Source organism: Bdellovibrio sp. SBM16, from assembly GCF_056175625.1.
The window spans coordinates 180,053-199,624 of sequence record NZ_JBJKJG010000007.1 but is presented as its reverse complement, the minus strand read 5'-3'; the positions used below and the strand labels follow the sequence as shown (position 1 = coordinate 199,624).

The window sequence follows — 19,572 nt, the reverse complement described above, 5'->3', positions numbered from 1 at the left end:
ATGACGCCAAGTTTGCCAATTTATGAGATAAAGAAGGAGTGAGATATTTACTCTTACTTCTTAGCTGTATGGTTTTCAGTGCGAAAAGCTTCGCCTATGATCAGGAATTAGCTGATCGATTAAAAGAAGATCTGCAGCATGAGTCGAACCGTCGTAAAGCCTTTAAAGAATTCGAAGATGAAAAAAAGAGAGTCGAAAAAGAGCAGAATAAAGGCTTATCGCTGTGGCTAGAAGAACAAGAGCAGTGGGATTCGGCCCGCGAAAAAGCAGTCAACGAACATAAAAAAACACGCAAACCGCAGCTTCCGGGCATCATCGATTCACAAGGTGTGGCACAGGATGTTTCTAAAGAGTACTACGATGATGTCGAAGTCAAACAGCGTGCCCAACGGGTAGTAGAAGAAGGCCGTAAGCAGCATATCGCTATTAAGAAAAGCATCATTGCCCAGTACTCTCCGCAGGATGTGATCAGCGAAGAAGAAGAATTGGGAATTTTTAACCAGCGCCCACGTTATGACTTACGTAAGCGTGGCCGCAATAAGTGGATGCAAAAAGGTGGCTCATCATTTGGTGGTGGTTCATCGGGATCATCAGGTGGGGGGTATATGCCACCGCCGCCGGATACGTTTGATTTCCCACCGCCGCCGCCGGGTGATTTTAATACCATGCCACAGGATAGCTTTGAGGATTTTCCGCCACCGCCGCCACCACCGGGTGATTTCGGTAATGCGCCGGGAATGTATGATTCAGGCTTTGGCGATGCGCCGATTCCTCCGCCACCGCCACCACCGCCGCCAGAAGGTGGCTGGGATTTCTAACCTTTTGGATTTACTTTTTCCTGTAAGAATAGATCGTTAGTTGATAGGCCGGTCAGGGCAGTTAGTTTTCTGAAGGTGTAAAATAAAATCGCACCCAGGAAGATGATTGACGGCACTAAAATTACGGCCATTGAATACATCGTCATCTGGCCCAGTTGTTGGTTTAAAATGTTTTGTTTTTCTTCGCTGGTAAGATTTTCTGCCAGCGGCGTAAAAATTCTGAGAGCTAATAAAAAGTTTAAGATAGCACTCATTAAAAATGACAGCGATAACAGCTGGGTCGAACTTTTCATGAGCGCTTTAAAATCATTTTCTTTGTTGGTTTCTGTAATCTTTTGCTGGATTTTATCGACATCAAAAGCCGCCGGATTCAGGAATAAAGATTCAAAAAACGGGCTTTGGCCAAAGCTTGAAAATAAAACAAATACACCGATAAGCAGTGGAAATAAGGCTTCTTTGATAGCGAACCAGATTCCGCCCAGAGCCATTAACGACAACGTTCCTGAAATCAAGATATTCAGCAAACCCAAAAGCGAGATAAAATCCATTTTTTTGTTTTTGTAAATTGAATACAAACCCGAACATAGCGGTAGAGCTAAGGCAACAAGCAAGGCGTTTTGGGGTGACAATCCCCAGTTTGCACCTTTGTTTAAAATATACACCGGCAAGATGATGTTGATCAGGATATGCGTAAAACTGTTGTTGGGGTTTGATTTCTGCATAGTCCGTGATTGTCTAACCTTATGGCTTTTAAGGTCAATACCTTATATGCGGTTGGATTAGCTTTACTTTGAAGTGTTGCTTTTATTTTGAGCTTTACGCGGGATGTGATTGCAAAGCAGTTATATCGAAGATTCAATTATTGCATTGGGAGAGTAACTTCATGAAAACTGCATTTAAAATATCGCTTTTAGTTTCGGCTCTAGTGACGACCGGCTCATGTGCCATGCTTCAAAAATTAACTTGCAACGCAACTTCTGCAAAAAATCAAGGTGCGGCCGATGCGGCTAATGGTCAAATCAATATGCCAGGGTTAAAAACTGCTAATTCGTGTGAGGGGGCTGAGTATTCTCCGGCGCAATATCAGGCTGATTACCGTGCAGGTTTTGATGAAAAGAAAAATCAAATTTGTCAAACCAGTGAAATCATCAAGATGACGCAAACTGCGGTTGAAGCCGGCCAGTCAAAGGCTGAGGTTGAGAAAAAAATGGGAGCTTGCATGACGATGTCATCTTTTGCGTCGTTAAAAAACACAATGGAAAACACCTATAAGACGTCGTTTTGTTCTGTGCCGCGCGCAGAACAAATTGGCAACAAACATGGAACTGAGTTGTCAGGCCGTGCTTTTGAAACTCATTTTGCCGGTTGTGAAGCTAAGTGGTCAGCGTTAAGACCTGCTTATGAGCAAGCCTACGCTAAGGCTGAAACTCAGGCACACAAGCAAAAACAGGACCTGTTCGTGCAAAATACCGGCACGTCTACGTTTATGCTGGATCAAAAAAATCTTTCCGCAACCTGCCGCATTCCTGCGGATCAAACGCATGTGACGGTTACCGTTAATAATCCGAACCCGTCGCAAATGTTAGTGCAAGGGCAATGGAACTACCAGTACTTCGATAAAAACTTTGCAAAAATTGCCGATGATTCTGGAATGGACGCGGTTTTATTATCGCCGCAATCAAACAAATCATTTACTAAAATGACTTTACCGCGCAATGCAAGTTTTTGCCGAGCGGAGTTTGCCGGAGTCAACCCCGGATCAAACGTTAAGTAATTCTCATCTGGACTTCACTCCAAACAAATAGCAATTCGTTTCATGGAATAGCCTTTGCTCTTTTTATGCTGTGTAAGCAAAAGGGGGCATTATGACCATTGCCGATAACAAAGAGTCGACCTATGCAACCACCACCAGTCACGGCATGCTTCACGAGATGCTGCATGACTTGCGCAAATCGCTGCGTGGCGAAGTGCATACTGTGGCTGAGATCAGACAAGAAATGAGTAAAACACTGCGAACAAGTGCAAAACTTACCGATGTGCTAAAACAACATCACAACTATATGAAAGAATCGCTGGTCGTTTGTTTGGATCGCGATAGTTCTGATCGAGATAAACAGTTTCACTTGGATAGATTGCTGCAACTTTTTGAAATGCATGCAAAAGCCGAAGAATCAACGCTCTATAAACTTATGATTGCAAGCCCAGAAAAAGAGCCGCGGGTAGAAGGTAACTTGGCGCAAGACGAACATGAACTGATTTTTCAGGTGATGGATGATTTACGAGATATGCATTTTATGGCTTTGTGGACAGAGGACGTAGAAGCGAAAAGTTTGATGTTCTGCGAATTGGTGGCTAATCATTTTAAAAAAGAAGAAAAAGAAATTTTTCCGCTCGCGCAAACCCGGATGAATTCAGATGAGCTTAATAATTTAACCAGCGATTATATTAACCTCTGTGAAACCTATCTCGGAATGAGTGAAATTCGCGCCAAAGGGATTTTTCTTTAGAGTAAGTCTGGGGAGTTGAGTTTTGACTGCAATTTAACACAGGTTTAGGCTAGTGATGAAAATTATTTTATTAAGTCTAATAAGTGCTTATCCAGAGATTAACTGATCGACAGTTTTTGCCGAAATGTCATTGTGAACCCAATGACTGGACGGTACTGCTTGTCTCATTTTGCGACATTGTTGCTGCTATTCTTTAGCAGTGTGATCGCTATTGCCGGCCCTTCGAAAACCACATATCAGGCCAAGATTATCAAACCCAATGGTTTACCGCTCGAAGCCACCAGCGTTGGTTTTCAGTTTACGATTTTAGATCCGACTGGTAGCTGTAGACTTTATTCTGAATCGTACTCTTCGGTTAATATGTCTTCAACCGGCGGTTTAATTTCATTTTCATTAGGAAGTGGAATCAAATCTTTTCCTGCCAGCAGTACGACATTTGAGCAAGTATTTTCAAATATCACACCGAATATGGCCTGTGATACTGGCGGCGGGGCTCCGGCGGTGTATACACCGATGGCCAATGATGCCAGAAAAGTTGTGATGCAGTTTAATGATGGTACCGGTTGGCAAACACTGCCTGCGATGAATATCAATGCGGTTCCCTACGCGATGTACGCCAACGATGCGCAAAAATTTAACGGCTTAGAAGTTTCCGACTTTGTACAGATGTCAATTTTGCCGGCGTGCGGGGTAAGTGATGCGATCACCTATAATGGTTCGTCGTTTTCGTGCGTGGCAACTGGTGGCGGCAGCGGCGGTGGCGTAACTTCTGGCTCGGTGATTACAGCGTTGGGCTATACCCCGGCCGACGGAGCAAGTCTTACGACGGTGACTGCGAATTTATCGCAGGTTTCATCAACGGTGTTTTCGGTTTCATCCACAGTGAGCTCACTCTCAAGCTCAGTTTCAAGCCTGCAGTCTTCAGTGGCCGCAAGCTTTGCTTCGATGACCAGTTCTCAATGGGTAACCAGCGGGGCTTCATTATTTTATAATGCGGGTTATGTCGGGATCGGCACGACTTCAGCGGTCACGGCCTTAGATGTTTCGGGTGGGGTGCGTGTAAGTTTTGAAGCAGCTACTTGTGCAACCAGTTTTGCTGGTACAATTCGCTATAATGCAGGTGCCATCGAGTACTGTAATGGCTCAGCCTGGACAGCTTTAGGTGTCAGTGGTGCAGGCTTAACTTTACTCAATGGCTCAGCAAGTAACACCCAAACTTTCCAGTTCGGTACTGCCGGCACGGCCCCGGCTATTGACACCGCAGGCGGCGTGCACACCTTTAATATTCCGCTGGCTTCGGTTGGTGCCGTGACTGCCGGCTTATTAAGTAATGCTGATTATATCAATTTCAGTAATAAAGCCTCGAGTGTTAGTGTTACCAACGTCACGACACATTTAACGACCGTGTCAAACACTGTGACGACACTTGCAAATCAAACCGCAGTCTCATTTGCGAATTTAACTTCTGCAGTTTCAGCGATCACGAGCTCACAATGGACAACTGCGGGAAGTCATATATTTTTTACGGGTGGCGATGTGGGTGTCGGAACCAATACGCCGCTGGCCAAACTTTCTGTCGATGGTGATGGTCTTACGCCGAACACACCGGCGCCAGGCACCGTGGCTACTTTTGATAATGAATCAGCTGATGTGGCCTTAGGTTTATTTACCTCTTCAGTGCGTAAGGCAAATGTTTATTTCGGTGTTACTGGCGCGGCTTCACGAGGAGCTTTAAGTTATCAGTTTAACGCCTCAGCAAGTAATGATCAGATGCGCTTTGATACCAACGGGCAAACCCGGTTGACGATTGTCGGAAGTGGTACGGTCGGTATTGGCACGGGCACCGCGGTTCCGAATGCGATGTTGCAGATTCAGAATAGCGACCTAAGCCAGAATGTACTGACTTTAAAAGGTGCGCCGTCGCAATCTGCGCATTGGTTAAATTTAACAGATTCTGGCAATGTGACGCGCGCTTATATTACGCCAAATGGAGGTATGCCTTCGTTGCGATTAGGTGTGACCAATGTCATTGGTTTAACTTCTGAGTACGGCGGTGTAGGCGAAATTCCGGCCGGGGCATCATTACATGCAAGTGGGAATCTTGGAATTTTTAGTGGCAACGGGACCGTCGGCGCAAAAGTGATGGCCGGTTATTTTAATCAAACTAGTTTTCTATCAGCCTGGGAATTTGTAAATCCGGCATCAGGCTTTGGTAATCTTTTATTAATGAAATCGGGCGGTAATGTCGGAATTGGGGTAACAGCACCGTCTGCGCGCTTACATTTGGCGAGTGGCTCAACAACAGTGGCGCCGTTAAAGTTTACATCCGGTACCCTGTTAGCTTCGCCGCAATCAGGTACTGTCGAGTACGATGGTTTTAATTTTTATCTGACGAATGCAAATAACACGCGCCGAGCGATTGCAACTACAGCTAATCCGGGAACTTTTGATAATGCAGCTTTATTAACCAATGCCAGCGGTGATATCGTGATGCAGCCAAACGCTGGTGCAGGCAGCGTGGTTGTCTCTAGCACGCTAGCTTCGACAAACTCGTCAAACGGGGCTTTGGTCGTTCAGGGCGGCGCGGGAATCGCCGGTAATTTAAATGTTGCTGGTTCGATCAGTGGTTCAGCGCGGGTTCTGGCAACCGGCTTTCGTGCTGATCAGGGAGCGCCAAATGCCACTGATAACTCTACCAATGGTTATGCTTTTGGTGCAGACGGTGATACGGGTATGTTTTCGCCGGGGCCCGCACTTGGTAATAACGGAGTGGTTGCATTTTTCTCGAATGACGTTGAACGCATGCGCGTGCACACAACCGGAAATGTGGGTATTGGTACGACCAATCCGGGTGATAAACTACATGTCGTCAGCGGTAATATTATTATTGAAAATACGCCATCGGTTTCATATGCCTCAGGCATTAAATTTAAAAACATGACTCATAAACACTATACGGCCGGTGTTAAGGGTAATCAGTTTGTCATTGCTGATACGAGCACGACTGATTCGACCTGGTCAGGTGCCGTCGATCGTTTTACGATCAACAATTTAGGAAGTGTCGGTATCGGCACAATGAGCCCATTTTCGAGATTACATGTGTATACCGGTAACGCCAGTGCATCTACTTTTGTTGCGGTAAACACAACGGCCATGCTTGAAGACGACGATTACGCTTTATTGGATTTAGCAACAGCAAAGACAGGTTTGGCTGGCGTGCGTTTTAATGCCGGTTCAGATACCACCGGTTCGGTTTTTTATTATGGTCCGACAAATGTAAACGGCGAGCGTATGGCAATGTTTGTCTCAGGAACTGAGAAGCTTTCAATTCTTCCGAATGGCAATGTCGGGGTCGGCATTAATACTCCGGCTGTAAAGTTTCAGGTTTCAGGCGGTGATCTGGCGGTTACGGCTTCTGATTATCCAGCGTTGTACACGGTAAATACATCTAAAGTAAATGGTACTTATGGCCGCACCTGGGGATGGATGAATTACGGTGGAGGTTTATTCTTAAATGGTTATGCTTCGGTGGATAACAATCTGGCGCCGGGCGCGCCTGTAACTGCGATGTATGTGAAAGATACGTCTGGCAATATCGGTATCGGCACAACGGATGTGGATGCGAAACTGCGCGTGGTCGGAAAAATTAAAGCCGGTACTGAAACCGATGTCGTTTCAGCTAATTTAAATCCGGATTTTAATGACGTGTTTGAGCTAGTTTCACCAAATGCTGTTTCGGCTCCGGCAATAGCGTTTCATCGCCGTGGTTTACACACCATACAGCTTGGAAGTTGGGGGACCTCGGTTTCACAACAAGGTTTATTAATTAAATCAGGCCCGAGTGAGGCAGCGGCTCAATTACAAGTGCAAAGTCATATTTCTTCACTGGCAGGTAATATTCATACCAATCGCGGGCGTTTAGCATTATCAAATACGGCCACTGATAGAAATCATACCATTTACAACAACTTGAACAATAATGATGGTGAAGGTGTGTGGGACGGGATGAAAATGAATGTCTACCACGGTTTAAGTGTGCGTGTTGGTCAATCCAACTCAGCTACGCCAACCACGGCGTTACACATCGATGCGGCAGCCAATGTCGGTTTTGGAACAACGTCACCGACCGCAAAAGTAAATATCGGCGGCCTCGGTGCAGCCAATGCCACCGCGTTGAGGATTGATTCGCAAGACACCTATTACCGCGATATTTTTATCTCTGAGTTTAATACTACAGCCTATGGCGGTATTTTACGTTACAACTCGGGCTCTGATTTGTTACAATTAATCACTTTAGAAAACGGTGTTGAAAAATACGGTGTAGCGGTTGCGCGTGCCACTGGTTTTGTCGGATTAGGTATGAACTCGGCTGCACAATATCAGCTGGATGTTGCCGGTGATATCCGTATTACCGGAACGCCGTATCGCGCAGGCGGTGATATTGCATGGACTGTGCCGTCTGATGCAAGGCTAAAAGATGTGGTGCGCGGTTATAACCGGGGTTTAAACGAACTTCTAAACATCGACACGATTATTTATCGTTATAAAAATGGTAACGTTAAAGATATCGATCCGGAAAAAGAATTCTCCGGTGTGCTTGCGCAGCAGGTTCAAAAGCAAATTCCAGAAGCGGTTACCATGGATAAAGATGGCTTTTTATCGCTAAATACCACGCCGATCTTTTGGGCGATGGTGAATGCGATTAAAGATCTGTACTACGAAATTACCGGCGTCCAGCGTGAGATTGCTTCGTTAAAAGAAGACAATAAGGCTAAAGAGCAAGAGATCAAAGAGCTAAAAGAGCGCCTGGATCGCATTGAAAAATCATTAAATCAGAAAAATTAATTAATTAATCACACTCGGAAAAAGAAGTGATGTCAGTTGATGAAATACCGCATACGCCTTGGCTGTCGCATGTCGGTTGCGCCTGTGGGTCGATCCAGCGCATGCTGCGTTTGTGCGCATTCACATCGTAGCCATAGCTGACTTTTTTAGTAAAAAGCGTTGGGCCATTTTTTTGGCTGCGTACAGTGAGTAAATTATCGTTGTTGATGGTCCAGAAATATGTATCCTGATTTTGCGTGGCAGCTTCGTTAACAAGGGCGGTGTTATCGCGTTTAAACGTCCATAAAAAATCAATGGCACCACTGGTCTGATTTTTCTGACACCACTTGTTTACGGTTAAGTTATTGATGACGAATTCATTAACCTGATCGTTGCCGGTTGATTTTGTCGTGCTGCCGTTCGGTGCGCAAGCCGTAGTTAAAAGTGCAAGTGGCATGATTAGCGCAGAAAATAAAATTTTGCTCATTTAAACCCCTCTTTGAATTCATCTTTGCAAAAGTAGGTGGTGAGTTGCAATCATTTTTCCTCGCGCAGAGTAAAAATTGCCTCCGGCAGCAGGTCGATGAGGTCGCTGGCGATCAGCGACAAATGATCTTTAGTTTCAACCCAGCGGTCAGCCAGGTAGCCATGTAAACCACAGGCTAAAACAGTGGCATCGATCGGTTTAAGCCCCTGGCTTAAAAAACCGGTGATCATACCAGTGAGCACATCGCCGGTTCCGGCTTTTGCTAAAGCACGGTTTCCGGTTTGAATTTCAAAGGTGTTGTGGTCGTTGGCAACTAAAGTTCTGTGGCCCTTTAAGACCACCATACCTCCAAAGCTATCCTGCGCGAGTCGCACGGCTTTATAGCGGTCAGCGCGAATTTCATCGGCGGTTATATTTATAAGTTTTGCCAGTTCGCCTTCATGGGGGGTGATGATCCAATCTTTTGATAGCTCAGTGACTAACGGTAACGCTGCGGCATCAATGACGACCGGTTTAGAAAAGTGACGCTGGATATGGCTAAAGGTCTTTCTTATCTCCCGGGTTAACGTTAAGCCTGGGCCCATTGCAATGGCTGCAAAAGTATCTAACGGCATATCTTCGCTTATTGGCAGCGATAAAAAATGCGGATGCAAAGTGAGTTCGGGGGTTTTATCGGATAAGTAGACAAAACCTGCGCCAACCCGGTAGCACGCTTTTGCACTTAGGTAAGCCGCCCCCCAAAGACCTTGTGAGCCTGCAATGATCAGTGACTTTCCTCCGGCGTATTTGTGCGCATCTTCGGCTCTTTTTGGCAAAAGACTGGGCAGTTCGTTTTTGGTGATCGGGATTAATTTTGGCATCAAACAGCAAGCGTTGCAGATTGAATGCCATGTGCTACCTCTAGGGAATGACGAATGACCTGTTTTTGAAAATGGCACTGATACTTTCTGTTATTGCAACCGGCGGAAGTTTATTTTTCTCTGAAGTGATGCTTTTGCCACCCTGTGTGCTGTGTTGGTATCAGCGTATTTTGATGTACCCATTGGTGTTGATTTTTACAGTGGGACTTTTTCGTAAAGCCAAAGAGTCATTTATCTACGGCTTAAGCTTAAGTGTAACGGGGCTTATTATCGCCATTTACCATAATCTGCTGTATTATCACTTGATTCCGGAAAGTATCACGCCGTGCACGAGTGGTGTATCCTGCACGTCGCGCCAGATTGAATGGTTAGGTTTTATCACAATTCCGTTAATGTCACTGATGGCATTTTTGTTAATTACATTAATCGGTTTTAAGGTTCTTAAAAGTAAGGAAGAGTAATCATGAAAAAGAATTTAATTTTTATTGCTGCAGTTTTAATATTAGCGATCGCTGGTTTTGCGCTAATGCGTTCACAATACCGCGGTGCCCAGCAGGCCAATGTCGACAGCAAAGCTTCGGAACATTTAATCCGCGAAGATCATCCGACCATGGGTAATAAAGACGCCAAGGTCACCATCGTAGAATTCTTAGATCCTGAATGTGAAGCCTGTGCCGCTGTTGATCCAGTGATCAAGGGGTTAGTTAAAGAGTACGGCGATAAAGTTTATTTTGTCGTTCGCTATATGCCGTTACACAAAAATTCGGTACTAGCCGCAGCAGCACTGGAAGAAACCCGTCCTTCAGGCAAGTACTTTGAGGCGTTATCTACTTTGTTTTACAGTCAGCCGCAGTGGGCTGATCATCATGATCCAAAACCAGAGTTAATAGCCGTAATTCTTAAAAAACTTGATATTGATATCATGGATATCAAACCACAGGACTTGATTGCCAAACACCGCGCTAAAATCGAATTAGACCAGGCCGACGGTAAAGCTTTAGGTGTCATGGGTACGCCGACCTTATTTATCAATGGCCAGATGGTTGATGATTTACGATACCAATCTTTAAAAGCTAAAATTGACGAGCTACTTAAATAATGCCCGAGCTTCCAGAGGTAGAAATAGTCGTCCGTAATTTAAATGAGATCGTGATCGGTAAAAATCTGATCGCGACCAGGCTTTGGCGTAAGGACGTGCGTTTTCCGATCCCCGATAAAATTTTGCAAAAAATAGTCAGCGGTGAAAATCGACTTATTAATATTCACCGGCGGGCTAAGTTTATCGTGCTTGAGTTTGCTGATTATTTAATCATCTCTCACCTCGGTATGACCGGGGCGTGGAGTGTTCATAGAGGTTCGTTGTCCCAATATTCCCCGAAAAAACATGACCATTTGGCGCTTGGCTTTGAAGACGGTAAGGCAGCAAAGGCTAAAGAAATGTGGCTTATATACAACGATCCTCGCCGGTTTGGCTTTATTCACGCGATCAGAAAACAGGATTTAGCGGTCTATTTTAAAGACTATGGTTTTGAGCCACTTGAGATGACCGATACGCAAATCGATGACCTTTACAAGTCAGCTAAACGCTCGAAATCTCCTCTAAAATCGTTCATTATGAACCAAAAATTTATTGTCGGGGTCGGCAATATTTACGCCTGTGAAGCCCTGTTTTTGGCCGGATTAGATCCCTTTAAACAAACAGCAAAGGTTAAAAAAGAATCATTCGTTAAGCTCATTGCCGAGATTAAAAAAAATTTATCTCAGGCAATTAAAATGGGTGGATCAAGCATCAAAAACTACCGCAATGTGAATGAAGAAGCGGGAAGCTTTCAAAAATCCCACTTAGTTTACGGTAAGGAAAAGACAAAGTGTCCGCGCTGTAAGACCGGAACCATCGTTCGCAAAGTTCAGGCAGGCCGATCAACTTTTTTTTGTAACACTTGCCAACGCTAGAATTTCATGATTTCTTTAATTCACACAAATTTAATAACAAATACCCCATAGGGTTTTAACAAAAGGACTTTCCATGAAAGCATTATTAGTAACAGCTTTATTAGCTTTATCATTCACAACAGGTTTTACTTGTTCTAAAAACGCTCCAGAAGCAGCAGCTCCAACTGAAGCAGCTCAACCTACAGCTGAAGCTACTCCAGCTCCAACTGAAGGCGCAGCAGCTACTGCAGCTCCAACTGAAACTGCTACTCCAGCTCCAACTGATGCAGCAGCTCCAGCTCCAACTGAAACTAAGTAATTAGTTTTAGCTAAAGAAAAGCTAACAATGAAAAGCCAGTCCCTGTGACTGGCTTTTTGTTTTTGGCACCTCTATTTTTCTATAGATTTTGTTTATCTCTTAGAGTGAAAACTCGACCATCTCGTAACAACACAGTTCATCGTAACATAACGACAGTTGCTTATAACCTCCGATTAGACCTAAAGAGCTAAGGCTCTAGTAATTGCCGCTTGTCAGAAGTCCCGTAGGGTGCTGAAATAATTGTATATTACATCTTGCATGCCGATGCAGGCACAACTTAAGGAGACTTTTGTGGACGCACTATTAAGCTATCAGGGATTTTTAACCGGCCTAGCGCCAAGCTGGGCCCTAATCACCGGCTCAATCATCATCTTACTTTTCTTAGGGTTTTTTAGCCTGCCGTTGTTTGTCTGGGCAGTGGTATCTGTCGCGCTGTTGTTTGGCTTAGGCGCGCCTAGTGCTCTGACAGCCGCAGTAGCAGCGCTTTTTGTGCTGTTTTTAATTAAGCCGATCAGAACAATTTTGATCTCAACTCCATTAATGAAAATGATGAAGGGGATCATGCCAAAAATTTCTGAAACGGAAAGAACCGCTTTAGAAGCCGGCGTAGTGTGGATTGAAAAAGACTTATTCTCAGGCCGCCCGGATTTCAAAAAAATCTTGGCTGAGCCATATGCAAAGCTTACAGCAGAAGAACAGGCCTTCATGGATGGTCCAGTTGAAGAGCTATGCAAAATGGCTAATCCGTGGAAAATCTGGCGTAACCGCGAAATGCCGCAGGAAATGTGGCAATTTATCAAAGATAAAGGCTTTCTAGGGATGATTATTCCTAAAGAATACGGTGGTCTAGGTTTTTCAAATATGGCCCATTCTGAAGTGGTGATGAAGCTTTCAACGCGTTCTATCTCAGCTTCGATCTCGGTCATGGTTCCGAACTCTTTAGGTCCGGCAGAGTTATTGATTCACTACGGAACTGAAGCGCAAAAGAATTACTGGTTACCGCGCTTAGCAAAAGGCCAAGAGATACCATGTTTCGGTTTAACAGAACCGCAAGCTGGCTCTGATGCAGGTTCAATCACATCTTCAGGTGTGGTGTTTAAAGACACTGATGGTAAATTAAAAATCAAACTTAACTGGAATAAACGCTGGATCACTTTAGCGCAGGTTTCAACGGTGATCGGTCTTGCGTTTCGTTTGCGCGATCCAGAAAATTTATTAGGTAAGGGCGAAGACGTAGGTATCACCTGTGCCTTGGTTCCAGCGTCGACTCCTGGTGTAGTCAATGACCGTCGTCACGATCCATTGACGATCCCGTTTCATAACTGTCCAACGCAAGGTAAAGATGTTGTCGTAACTGTCGAAGACGCCGTGGTCGGCGGAGCTGAAGGTTGCGGTAAAGGCTGGGGTATGTTGATGGAGTGTCTTGCTGCAGGTCGTGGTGTTTCCTTACCCGCACAATCAACCGGTGGTGCAAAACTTTGTTACCGTACGGCTTCATCGCACGCTTTCATCCGTAAACAATTCGGTCTATCAATCGGTAAATTTGAAGGTGTTGAAGAACCAATGGCGCGTATCGGATCTAAAGCCTATGCCTTGGATGCGGCCCGCAGATTTACATTAGGTGCTCTTGATAAAGGTATTAAACCGCCGGTTGTGACCGCGATGATGAAATACCACGCGACCGAAATGTCTCGTTCAGCAGTAAATGACTGTATGGATGTCATGGGCGGTGCCGGCATTTCTTTAGGTCAAAGAAACCTGATCGCTGAAGGTTACGTCGCAATGCCGATCGGTATCACGGTTGAAGGCGCTAACATCATGACCAGAACTCTGATCATCTTCGGCCAAGGGGCATTACGTTGTCATCCGTTCGCGTTTGAAGAAGTACGTACAATCGATAAAGGCGACAGTAAAGGGTTTGATGCTGCTTTCTGGGGCCACATCGGTCACGTTGTAACTAACCTATGCCGTTCGGTTTTATTATCATTATCACGTGGTTATTTGGCTTGCGCTCCGTCTGGAGTTCACCCGAAAACCAAAATTCACTACAGACGACTTCAATGGGCATCAGCTACGTTTGCAATTTTAGCTGACGTTGCGATGGGTACATTGGGCGGACAATTAAAATTAAAAGAAAAAATCACGGGTCGTTTTGCCGATATCTTTGCACATATGTACTTATCAACGGCGGTATTACGCCGTTTCGAAGAAGAAGGTCAACGTGAAGAAGATCTTCCTTATGTTCAGTACTTCTTAAAAGATTCTATGGCCCAAATCCAAAAATCGTTTGATGGTTTATTTGATAACTTAAAACTTGAAGTGCCTGTGATCGGCGGCATCTATCGTTTCTTAATGAAAGATGTTCTTGGTGCATGGTCACGTATCAATTCAATCGGTTCGCAGGGTACTGATGGTTGGTCACACTTAATCACTCAGTCTATGATGACGGCAGGTGAGCAGCGTGACCGTATCACTGATGGTATTTACTGGGTGGGCGAAAAGTCGCATGGTCCGGCTGAGGTAATCGCACGTCTTGCAAAAGGTGATCAGACAGCCCGCTTAGAAAATGCATTTAACGTAGTAACGCGCGCTGAGGCGGCGGAGAAAAAAATCCGTAATGCCATCAAAGCCGGTTCGATCGCTAAGAAAAAAGGTAAAGCTTCTTGGGAAGATGCCTTAGCAAGAAAGATTATCTCGCAGGAAGAATTCAACCTATTATCTGAAGCCGATAAAGTAAGATACGATGCGATCTTAGTTGATGATTTCTCAGAGTCTGAATACCAAGAAAAAATGCCATAGTCAGAGCGTCCCATTTGCGGGAGCAGCTTAGCACAGCCATAAAAAAGGCGACTTGAAGAAGTCGCCTTTTTTATTATGCAAATCTCAAATTTTTAAATCTTAGAACTTAACCAGGCCTGAACCCAGTGATAATGATGTGTTTTGCTTATTGGCGGTTACATAGTAGGTCACCGAAGCGTTGTTTTTATTTTGGCTTACGATGTTGTCTTCCGTTAATAGCTTACTTGGATCAACGATTAACTCACCGTTAACTGCGGCGATGTCTGTTGCCAGAGTTAAGTAGCCGTTAAACGGAGCGAGCCAGGCTGTAACTGTTTTGAAGTCATATGGTGCTTTTACCGGAAGTAAGATGGCCTGGTCTAAACCGATTTGTGCATACAGAGTCTGGCGGCCGGAAAATTGCGAAAGCTCGGTTACGCAAGTGGCATCTTCTGATTGCTGGGTGATGACTGCAAAGACAGTTTTATATTTTTCAAACTGCCACATTTGTTTATCGGTAAGTACGAACTTCATCGTGCCGATTTCAAATTTAGCTTCGGTTACGCAATAGTTGATGCCATCATCGTGATGGGTAGAGAAGTTTAAAAAACTTACGGAAGGTGTGGTTTTTGGCACAAACGACACCGCCATATTGTAAACGCCTGCGTCGGTGTTGCCATAAAGATTGGTAAAGTCCAATTTCGCCGTTTGGGTAAATGCGTATACGTTAATGTTGATGATAAAGCCTGTTAAAAATAGCACCGTTTTCATGAATGACTCCCTGATGGTTTTAGACACTTCTGCCAGAACCAGTAAAGATCCTCAAGTTAGGGTATTGTTAAGACAGCTCTCTCTGGTTAAAAAACAATGGCTTTGCCGATAGGTGCAAATGAAATTTTAGCCAATTTAAAATGCTGCAGACCAAACGGAATGCCGATTATAGTGATGCAGAATAAAATACCCCATAGGATATGTAGTGCGGCCAACCACCAGCCACAGAACACAAACCATAAAACATTGCCAATTAAGCCCAGGCTACCGGTGCCGATATCCGGGCCACTGATTCTTTCGCGCGATACAACATCAGAACCAAAAGGCCAAAGATTTAACAAACCGATATTAATAGCCGCGCGCGCCCACGGAATGCCGACGATGGTGATCACCATGAAAAACGCTGAAGTAAACCAAGATATGGCCGTCGTCCAGCCACCAAAAAATAACCAAAGTACATTTAATAAAACACGCATCATATTAGATCCTCATTTTCTTTACGTTAGCGCTTTGTTCAAGGCGAAAGTGTTCAAGTTTTTTTGCGATCGCTGAATTTTCAATGGCCAACATCTGTAACGCTAACAACCCCGCATTAGCTGAATTGCCGATGGATACGGTGGCAACCGGGACACCTTTTGGCATCTGTACGATTGAAAGTAAACTGTCCATGCCATCCAGTGATTTAGATTTTACCGGTACACCGATAACTGGAAGGGTTGTGTACGATGCGGTCATGCCCGGTAAGTGCGCGGCACCGCCAGCTCCGGCGATAATCACTTTAATTCCGTTATTTCTGGCGTTAATTGCAAATTCACGCATATCATCCGGCGTGCGGTGAGCAGATAAAACTTTTTTTTCAAAAGGAATATCAAAATCAGCCAATATCTCACAGGCGCCCTTCATAGTTTCCCAGTCAGACTGGCTTCCCATGATTACGGCTACTTGGCTTGCAGATTTTTTTGTTTTGCTAGTTTTTTTCATAAACTATAAATTCCTTTTAGTTTTTTAACGCGTAAAAAGATTTCATCTTTGTTATTACCACAAACAGTGAAGTGTCCCATTTTGCGGCCAGGTTTTGACATCGATTTTCCGTAAAGATGTAAGTGCCCATTAGGAACTTTCATAAACACATTCAAAGGCTGTAGTTCTGCCACCTGGTTTTTGGTGCCAAGCAAATTTAACATAACAGCATATTTAGTTGTCAGCTGTGTTTCACCTAAAGGTAAATCCAGAACACTGCGCACGTGGTTGTGAAACTGGGATGTGATACAGGCATTCATCGTGTAGTGTCCTGAGTTATGCGGGCGCGGTGCGGATTCGTTTAAATAAACTTTGCCGTCAGCGGTTAAGAAAAACTCAAAGGCGTAAACACCGCGTGCGCCGATGGCTTCAAGGGCACGAATGGTGTAGTCTTTGATTTGTTCTTCGATAGTGTCAGATAACTCGCAAGGCGATGTAACATAATGGCAGATGTGGTCTTCCTGTATAGTCTCCGCAATAGGATAGAGCACGGTGCCGCTGCTGTTTCGTGCCGCCATGATGGCCACTTCTTTAGTGTACGGAATAAAAGCTTCGACCAGCTTTTGGCCCTTTAATTTGACCAGGGCAGGTTCAATTTCATCTTCGGATTTAATCGTCACATTGCCATAGCCATCGTAACCACCTTTGGCTGATTTTAAAACCACAGGTAAGCCATGCGATTTGATAAAACTTAAAACATCATCTTTGTTTGTGACTTCTTTGAAAGGGCAGACCTGAATCCCGGCTTTGGCAAAAGTATTTTTCTCGCTGATTTTATCGCCGATTAACTTAAAAGTCTTAGCCGACGGATAAAGTTTATCGGGATATTTTTCTTCGATGGCGTTTAAGACCGCCTGATCAATAAATTCGTTTTCAAGCGTGATGAAATCACACTGGCCGGCAAACTGCAGAATTTTTTCGATTTCAGAAAAGTTGGCTTTGGTGGTGTAAGTGGCTACCTGTGAAGCTGGGCTTAGAGAGTTGATATCTTCGGAGCAGACAACGTGGGTTTTGATACCAAGGTCATAAGCTGCCTGTGCCGTCATCCGCGACAACTGTCCGCTACCTAATATCCCTAAGACCGTATTTGCATTCATACGTGATCCTTTACCCCTGTGAGTTTGAATATACGGGGCAAGGAACGTATGATCAATATCTATTTTTTGAATAATTGTGGCTAATTAACGGTGTGACGGGGAGAGTATTCGGTGCAATGATTGGCCATGGGCGCGCCACGGGTAAAAGTTAAAGCACAGGTACTAATAGTAAAAAACGACAAGATTCTGGTTTACCGGATTCAGGATGAGAAAAACGGGCAACATATATATAGACTGATTGGCGGTCGTGTGGAGTTTGGCGAATTGTCTGAAAAAGCAGCGGTGCGCGAATTTTTTGAAGAGACCCAGCTGGAAGTTAAAGTGCTTAAGCATGTTGGATGTTATGAAAGTATTTTTGTGAAGCATGGAAAACAAAAGCATGAGCTGGTGCAAGTCTATCTGTGTGAATTTATTGATAAGTCTCAGTATAATAAGGCGCGCTTTAAACTTTTTGAGCCCGGTGAAATTTTAAATGACGCAGAATGGATTGATGCTAATTTTTTAATACAGGAATCAACGCAGTTTTATCCAAAAACGTTAAAAGACAAATTACTTGAAAACATAATTATCTAATTCTATAGTTACATCACAACACTTAACCATCCATGTGACTTGGAGACTATGAGCCATATGTGATGTTTTTTATAGGAGTACCCATGTGCGGTGTAATTGGAGTTTTTGGAACTCCGTATTCATCTCAAGAGGTTCAACAAGGTCTGCAGCTCTTGCAGCACCGTGGTCAAGACGCAGCTGGGATCCTTTCGTTTAATTCCCAATCAAAAAATTTCTCTCTCTATAAAGATGTCGGTTTAGTAGCTAAAGTTTTCGACGAACAAAAACTCTATGGCATAAGCGGCGATATTAGTATCGGGCACACCAGGTATGCCACCGTAGGTCCCAAGACGGCCTTAGATGCCAAGCGGGATTTGCAGCCGATGATGGTGAATTATCCCTTCGGTATCGGCATGGTTCATAACGGTAATCTCGTAAATTATTACCAGCTTAAAAGTGACCTGAAAGAAACCACGAACCGAATCCTGTTTACGCAAAATGATCTTGAAGCCCTTCTAAATATCCTTTCGCAAAACCTATTAAAAACTCAAGACTTAAACTTCTCTTTTGATAAATTTCAGACCTCAGTTAAATCCCTCTTTGACCAAGCCAAAGGGGGATTTTCCGTTTTGGGGGTGGTTGCAGAAAAAGGATTCTTTGCATTTCGCGATCCGCACGGGATCAGGCCGCTTATTCTGGGACGCAGACCGCTGACCGAGGATGAAAAAAATCAACAGCCGAATAATTTTGGCTGGAGTTATTGCGCCAGTTCGGAGACCAATGCGATGAACTTCTTAGGTTATGAAGTGATTCGCGATTTAAGCCCCGGTGAGATTATTTTCATTGATCACTCGGGCGAAGTTTATTCGTCATCTAATTATTCAGTGCAAAATAAAATCCCGCAGAAAACCTGCATGTTTGAGTATGTTTATTTCTCAAACCCTGAAAGTAAGTTAGAAAATGTGTCGGTCTACGGCACGCGTTTAAATTTTGGCAAGCACATTGCCGAAGAAATCCGCCACAAGATCGCCGATGGCACCATTAATCCCGATATCATCGTACCAATTCCGGAAACATCCCGGGTAGCCGCCATCAGTCTGAGTGAAACGTTGGGAATTCCGTACCGCGAGGTTCTTATTAAAAACCGTTATATCCAGCGTAGTTTTATTTTAAATACCCAAGAATCGCGTAAGCGTGCGGTGCAATTGAAACTTACGGCGATTGCCTCTGAGATCAAAGGTAAAAAAGTTATGTTAGTCGATGATTCCGTTGTGCGCGGAACAACCTCTAAAAAGATCATTGATATGGTTCGCGAAGCTGGTGCCACAGAGGTCTATTTAGCTTCGACATGTCCACCGATTCGACACCCGTGTTTTTACGGGGTTGATTTTCCGGATCCGCAAGAATTGGTGGCTTTTGGTAAATCTGAACCAGAGGTAGCCAAAATGTTAGGAGCGGATCATATTTTTTACCTTTCAACTGAAGGGCTTAAAAAATCGATCGGTTCCGAGAAGTTATGCATGGCTTGTATCGATGGAAAATATCCGGTTGATTGTAGTAATAAACATTTTAGCGAAATTCGCCAAGCGCATCGCATTGAGGGGTAA

General features: G+C 44.3%; 18 protein-coding genes. 11 read left to right on the top strand and 7 right to left on the bottom strand.

The window, feature by feature from the left end; genetic code table 11:
* Nucleotides 1–68 precede the first annotated feature (68 nt).
* Nucleotides 69–818 (top strand): hypothetical protein, encoded by a 750-nt coding sequence (locus AC04MM_RS09195; RefSeq protein ID WP_475380053.1) that lies wholly within the window; start codon nucleotides 69–71, stop codon nucleotides 816–818.
* Here the strand turns inward: AC04MM_RS09195 and AC04MM_RS09190 are convergent.
* Nucleotides 815–1,540 carry a VC0807 family protein gene (locus tag AC04MM_RS09190; RefSeq protein WP_475380052.1) on the bottom strand — a complete coding sequence of 242 codons (726 nt, stop codon included), beginning with the start codon at nucleotides 1,538–1,540 and terminating at the stop codon, nucleotides 815–817. The genes AC04MM_RS09195 and AC04MM_RS09190 overlap by 4 nt on opposite strands.
* A 161-nt stretch (nucleotides 1,541–1,701) precedes the next feature.
* On the opposite strand from AC04MM_RS09190, the gene AC04MM_RS09185 reads away from it, so the two are divergent.
* The 3 genes from AC04MM_RS09185 to AC04MM_RS09175 all read left to right on the top strand — a co-directional run bounded on the left by AC04MM_RS09185 (nucleotide 1,702) and on the right by AC04MM_RS09175 (nucleotide 8,170).
* Nucleotides 1,702–2,592 carry a hypothetical protein gene (locus tag AC04MM_RS09185; protein WP_475380051.1) on the top strand — a complete coding sequence of 297 codons (891 nt, stop codon included), beginning with the start codon at nucleotides 1,702–1,704 and terminating at the stop codon, nucleotides 2,590–2,592.
* Between the two features lie 91 nt (nucleotides 2,593–2,683).
* Nucleotides 2,684–3,325 carry a hemerythrin domain-containing protein gene (locus tag AC04MM_RS09180; RefSeq protein WP_475380050.1) on the top strand — a complete coding sequence of 214 codons (642 nt, stop codon included), beginning with the start codon at nucleotides 2,684–2,686 and terminating at the stop codon, nucleotides 3,323–3,325.
* A gap of 201 nt (nucleotides 3,326–3,526) precedes the next feature.
* The gene (locus tag AC04MM_RS09175) at nucleotides 3,527–8,170 is read left to right on the top strand and encodes a tail fiber domain-containing protein (protein WP_475380049.1); all 4,644 of its coding nucleotides are present in this window, start codon (nucleotides 3,527–3,529) and stop codon (nucleotides 8,168–8,170) included.
* Between the two features lie 4 nt (nucleotides 8,171–8,174).
* Here the strand turns inward: AC04MM_RS09175 and AC04MM_RS09170 are convergent, their stop codons facing one another.
* Both AC04MM_RS09170 and AC04MM_RS09165 read right to left on the bottom strand, forming a co-directional pair.
* On the bottom strand, nucleotides 8,175–8,636 hold the full coding sequence (locus AC04MM_RS09170) for a hypothetical protein (RefSeq protein WP_475380048.1): 462 nt from the start codon (nucleotides 8,634–8,636) through the stop codon (nucleotides 8,175–8,177).
* Nucleotides 8,637–8,686: 50 nt separating this feature from the next.
* Entirely contained in the window at nucleotides 8,687–9,496 is an 810-nt protein-coding gene (locus tag AC04MM_RS09165) for an NAD(P)H-hydrate dehydratase (protein WP_475380047.1), read from the bottom strand.
* A 47-nt stretch (nucleotides 9,497–9,543) separates the two neighbouring features.
* On the opposite strand from AC04MM_RS09165, the gene AC04MM_RS09160 reads away from it, so the two are divergent.
* From AC04MM_RS09160 to AC04MM_RS09140, 5 genes are all read left to right on the top strand, one after another.
* A complete protein-coding gene (locus AC04MM_RS09160; protein ID WP_475380046.1) occupies nucleotides 9,544–9,957 on the top strand; it encodes a disulfide oxidoreductase in 414 nt (137 codons plus the stop codon).
* Nucleotides 9,958–9,959: 2 nt separating this feature from the next.
* On the top strand, nucleotides 9,960–10,595 hold the full coding sequence (locus AC04MM_RS09155; protein WP_475380045.1) for a DsbA family protein: 636 nt from the start codon (nucleotides 9,960–9,962) through the stop codon (nucleotides 10,593–10,595).
* Nucleotides 10,595–11,449 carry a bifunctional DNA-formamidopyrimidine glycosylase/DNA-(apurinic or apyrimidinic site) lyase gene (gene mutM / locus AC04MM_RS09150; RefSeq protein ID WP_475380044.1) on the top strand — a complete coding sequence of 285 codons (855 nt, stop codon included), beginning with the start codon at nucleotides 10,595–10,597 and terminating at the stop codon, nucleotides 11,447–11,449. The genes AC04MM_RS09155 and mutM overlap by 1 nt, the downstream gene beginning before the upstream one ends.
* Nucleotides 11,450–11,522: 73 nt before the next feature.
* Nucleotides 11,523–11,747 carry an acylneuraminate cytidylyltransferase gene (locus AC04MM_RS09145; protein ID WP_475380043.1) on the top strand — a complete coding sequence of 75 codons (225 nt, stop codon included), beginning with the start codon at nucleotides 11,523–11,525 and terminating at the stop codon, nucleotides 11,745–11,747.
* A 291-nt stretch (nucleotides 11,748–12,038) separates the two neighbouring features.
* Nucleotides 12,039–14,546, top strand: a complete 2,508-nt coding sequence (locus AC04MM_RS09140) for an acyl-CoA dehydrogenase (protein WP_475380042.1) — start codon at nucleotides 12,039–12,041, stop codon at nucleotides 14,544–14,546.
* Nucleotides 14,547–14,645: 99 nt separating this feature from the next.
* Here the strand turns inward: AC04MM_RS09140 and AC04MM_RS09135 are convergent, their stop codons facing one another.
* The 4 genes from AC04MM_RS09135 to AC04MM_RS09120 all read right to left on the bottom strand — a co-directional run bounded on the left by AC04MM_RS09135 (nucleotide 14,646) and on the right by AC04MM_RS09120 (nucleotide 17,413).
* Nucleotides 14,646–15,296 (bottom strand): hypothetical protein, encoded by a 651-nt coding sequence (locus tag AC04MM_RS09135; protein ID WP_475380041.1) that lies wholly within the window; start codon nucleotides 15,294–15,296, stop codon nucleotides 14,646–14,648.
* An 86-nt stretch (nucleotides 15,297–15,382) separates the two neighbouring features.
* Entirely contained in the window at nucleotides 15,383–15,775 is a 393-nt protein-coding gene (locus AC04MM_RS09130) for a YccF domain-containing protein (RefSeq protein WP_475380040.1), read from the bottom strand.
* Nucleotide 15,776: 1 nt separating this feature from the next.
* Nucleotides 15,777–16,277: a 5-(carboxyamino)imidazole ribonucleotide mutase gene (gene purE, locus AC04MM_RS09125; protein WP_475380039.1), complete on the bottom strand. Its 501-nt coding sequence runs from the start codon at nucleotides 16,275–16,277 to the stop codon at nucleotides 15,777–15,779.
* Nucleotides 16,274–17,413 carry a 5-(carboxyamino)imidazole ribonucleotide synthase gene (locus AC04MM_RS09120; RefSeq protein WP_475380038.1) on the bottom strand — a complete coding sequence of 380 codons (1,140 nt, stop codon included), beginning with the start codon at nucleotides 17,411–17,413 and terminating at the stop codon, nucleotides 16,274–16,276. Before AC04MM_RS09120 ends, purE begins: the two co-directional genes overlap by 4 nt.
* 126 nt (nucleotides 17,414–17,539) lie before the next feature.
* Here AC04MM_RS09120 and AC04MM_RS09115 point away from each other — a divergent pair, with 126 nt between their 5' ends.
* Both AC04MM_RS09115 and purF read left to right on the top strand, forming a co-directional pair.
* On the top strand, nucleotides 17,540–17,986 hold the full coding sequence (locus AC04MM_RS09115; protein WP_475380037.1) for an NUDIX hydrolase: 447 nt from the start codon (nucleotides 17,540–17,542) through the stop codon (nucleotides 17,984–17,986).
* 83 nt (nucleotides 17,987–18,069) lie between these two features.
* Entirely contained in the window at nucleotides 18,070–19,572 is a 1,503-nt protein-coding gene (gene purF / locus AC04MM_RS09110) for an amidophosphoribosyltransferase (RefSeq protein WP_475380036.1), read from the top strand.

Coding starts and splice junctions, on each gene's coding strand:
- AC04MM_RS09195 (WP_475380053.1), top strand. CDS start 69: ATGGTTTTCAGTGCGAAAAGCTTCGCCTATGATCAGGAATTAGCTGAT.
- AC04MM_RS09190 (WP_475380052.1), bottom strand. CDS start 1,540: ATGCAGAAATCAAACCCCAACAACAGTTTTACGCATATCCTGATCAAC.
- AC04MM_RS09185 (WP_475380051.1), top strand. CDS start 1,702: ATGAAAACTGCATTTAAAATATCGCTTTTAGTTTCGGCTCTAGTGACG.
- AC04MM_RS09180 (WP_475380050.1), top strand. CDS start 2,684: ATGACCATTGCCGATAACAAAGAGTCGACCTATGCAACCACCACCAGT.
- AC04MM_RS09170 (WP_475380048.1), bottom strand. CDS start 8,636: ATGAGCAAAATTTTATTTTCTGCGCTAATCATGCCACTTGCACTTTTA.
- AC04MM_RS09165 (WP_475380047.1), bottom strand. CDS start 9,496: ATGCCAAAATTAATCCCGATCACCAAAAACGAACTGCCCAGTCTTTTG.
- AC04MM_RS09160 (WP_475380046.1), top strand. CDS start 9,544: ATGACGAATGACCTGTTTTTGAAAATGGCACTGATACTTTCTGTTATT.
- AC04MM_RS09155 (WP_475380045.1), top strand. CDS start 9,960: ATGAAAAAGAATTTAATTTTTATTGCTGCAGTTTTAATATTAGCGATC.
- mutM (WP_475380044.1), top strand. CDS start 10,595: ATGCCCGAGCTTCCAGAGGTAGAAATAGTCGTCCGTAATTTAAATGAG.
- AC04MM_RS09145 (WP_475380043.1), top strand. CDS start 11,523: ATGAAAGCATTATTAGTAACAGCTTTATTAGCTTTATCATTCACAACA.
- AC04MM_RS09135 (WP_475380041.1), bottom strand. CDS start 15,296: ATGAAAACGGTGCTATTTTTAACAGGCTTTATCATCAACATTAACGTA.
- AC04MM_RS09130 (WP_475380040.1), bottom strand. CDS start 15,775: ATGATGCGTGTTTTATTAAATGTACTTTGGTTATTTTTTGGTGGCTGG.
- purE (WP_475380039.1), bottom strand. CDS start 16,277: ATGAAAAAAACTAGCAAAACAAAAAAATCTGCAAGCCAAGTAGCCGTA.
- AC04MM_RS09120 (WP_475380038.1), bottom strand. CDS start 17,413: ATGAATGCAAATACGGTCTTAGGGATATTAGGTAGCGGACAGTTGTCG.
- AC04MM_RS09115 (WP_475380037.1), top strand. CDS start 17,540: ATGGGCGCGCCACGGGTAAAAGTTAAAGCACAGGTACTAATAGTAAAA.
- purF (WP_475380036.1), top strand. CDS start 18,070: ATGTGCGGTGTAATTGGAGTTTTTGGAACTCCGTATTCATCTCAAGAG.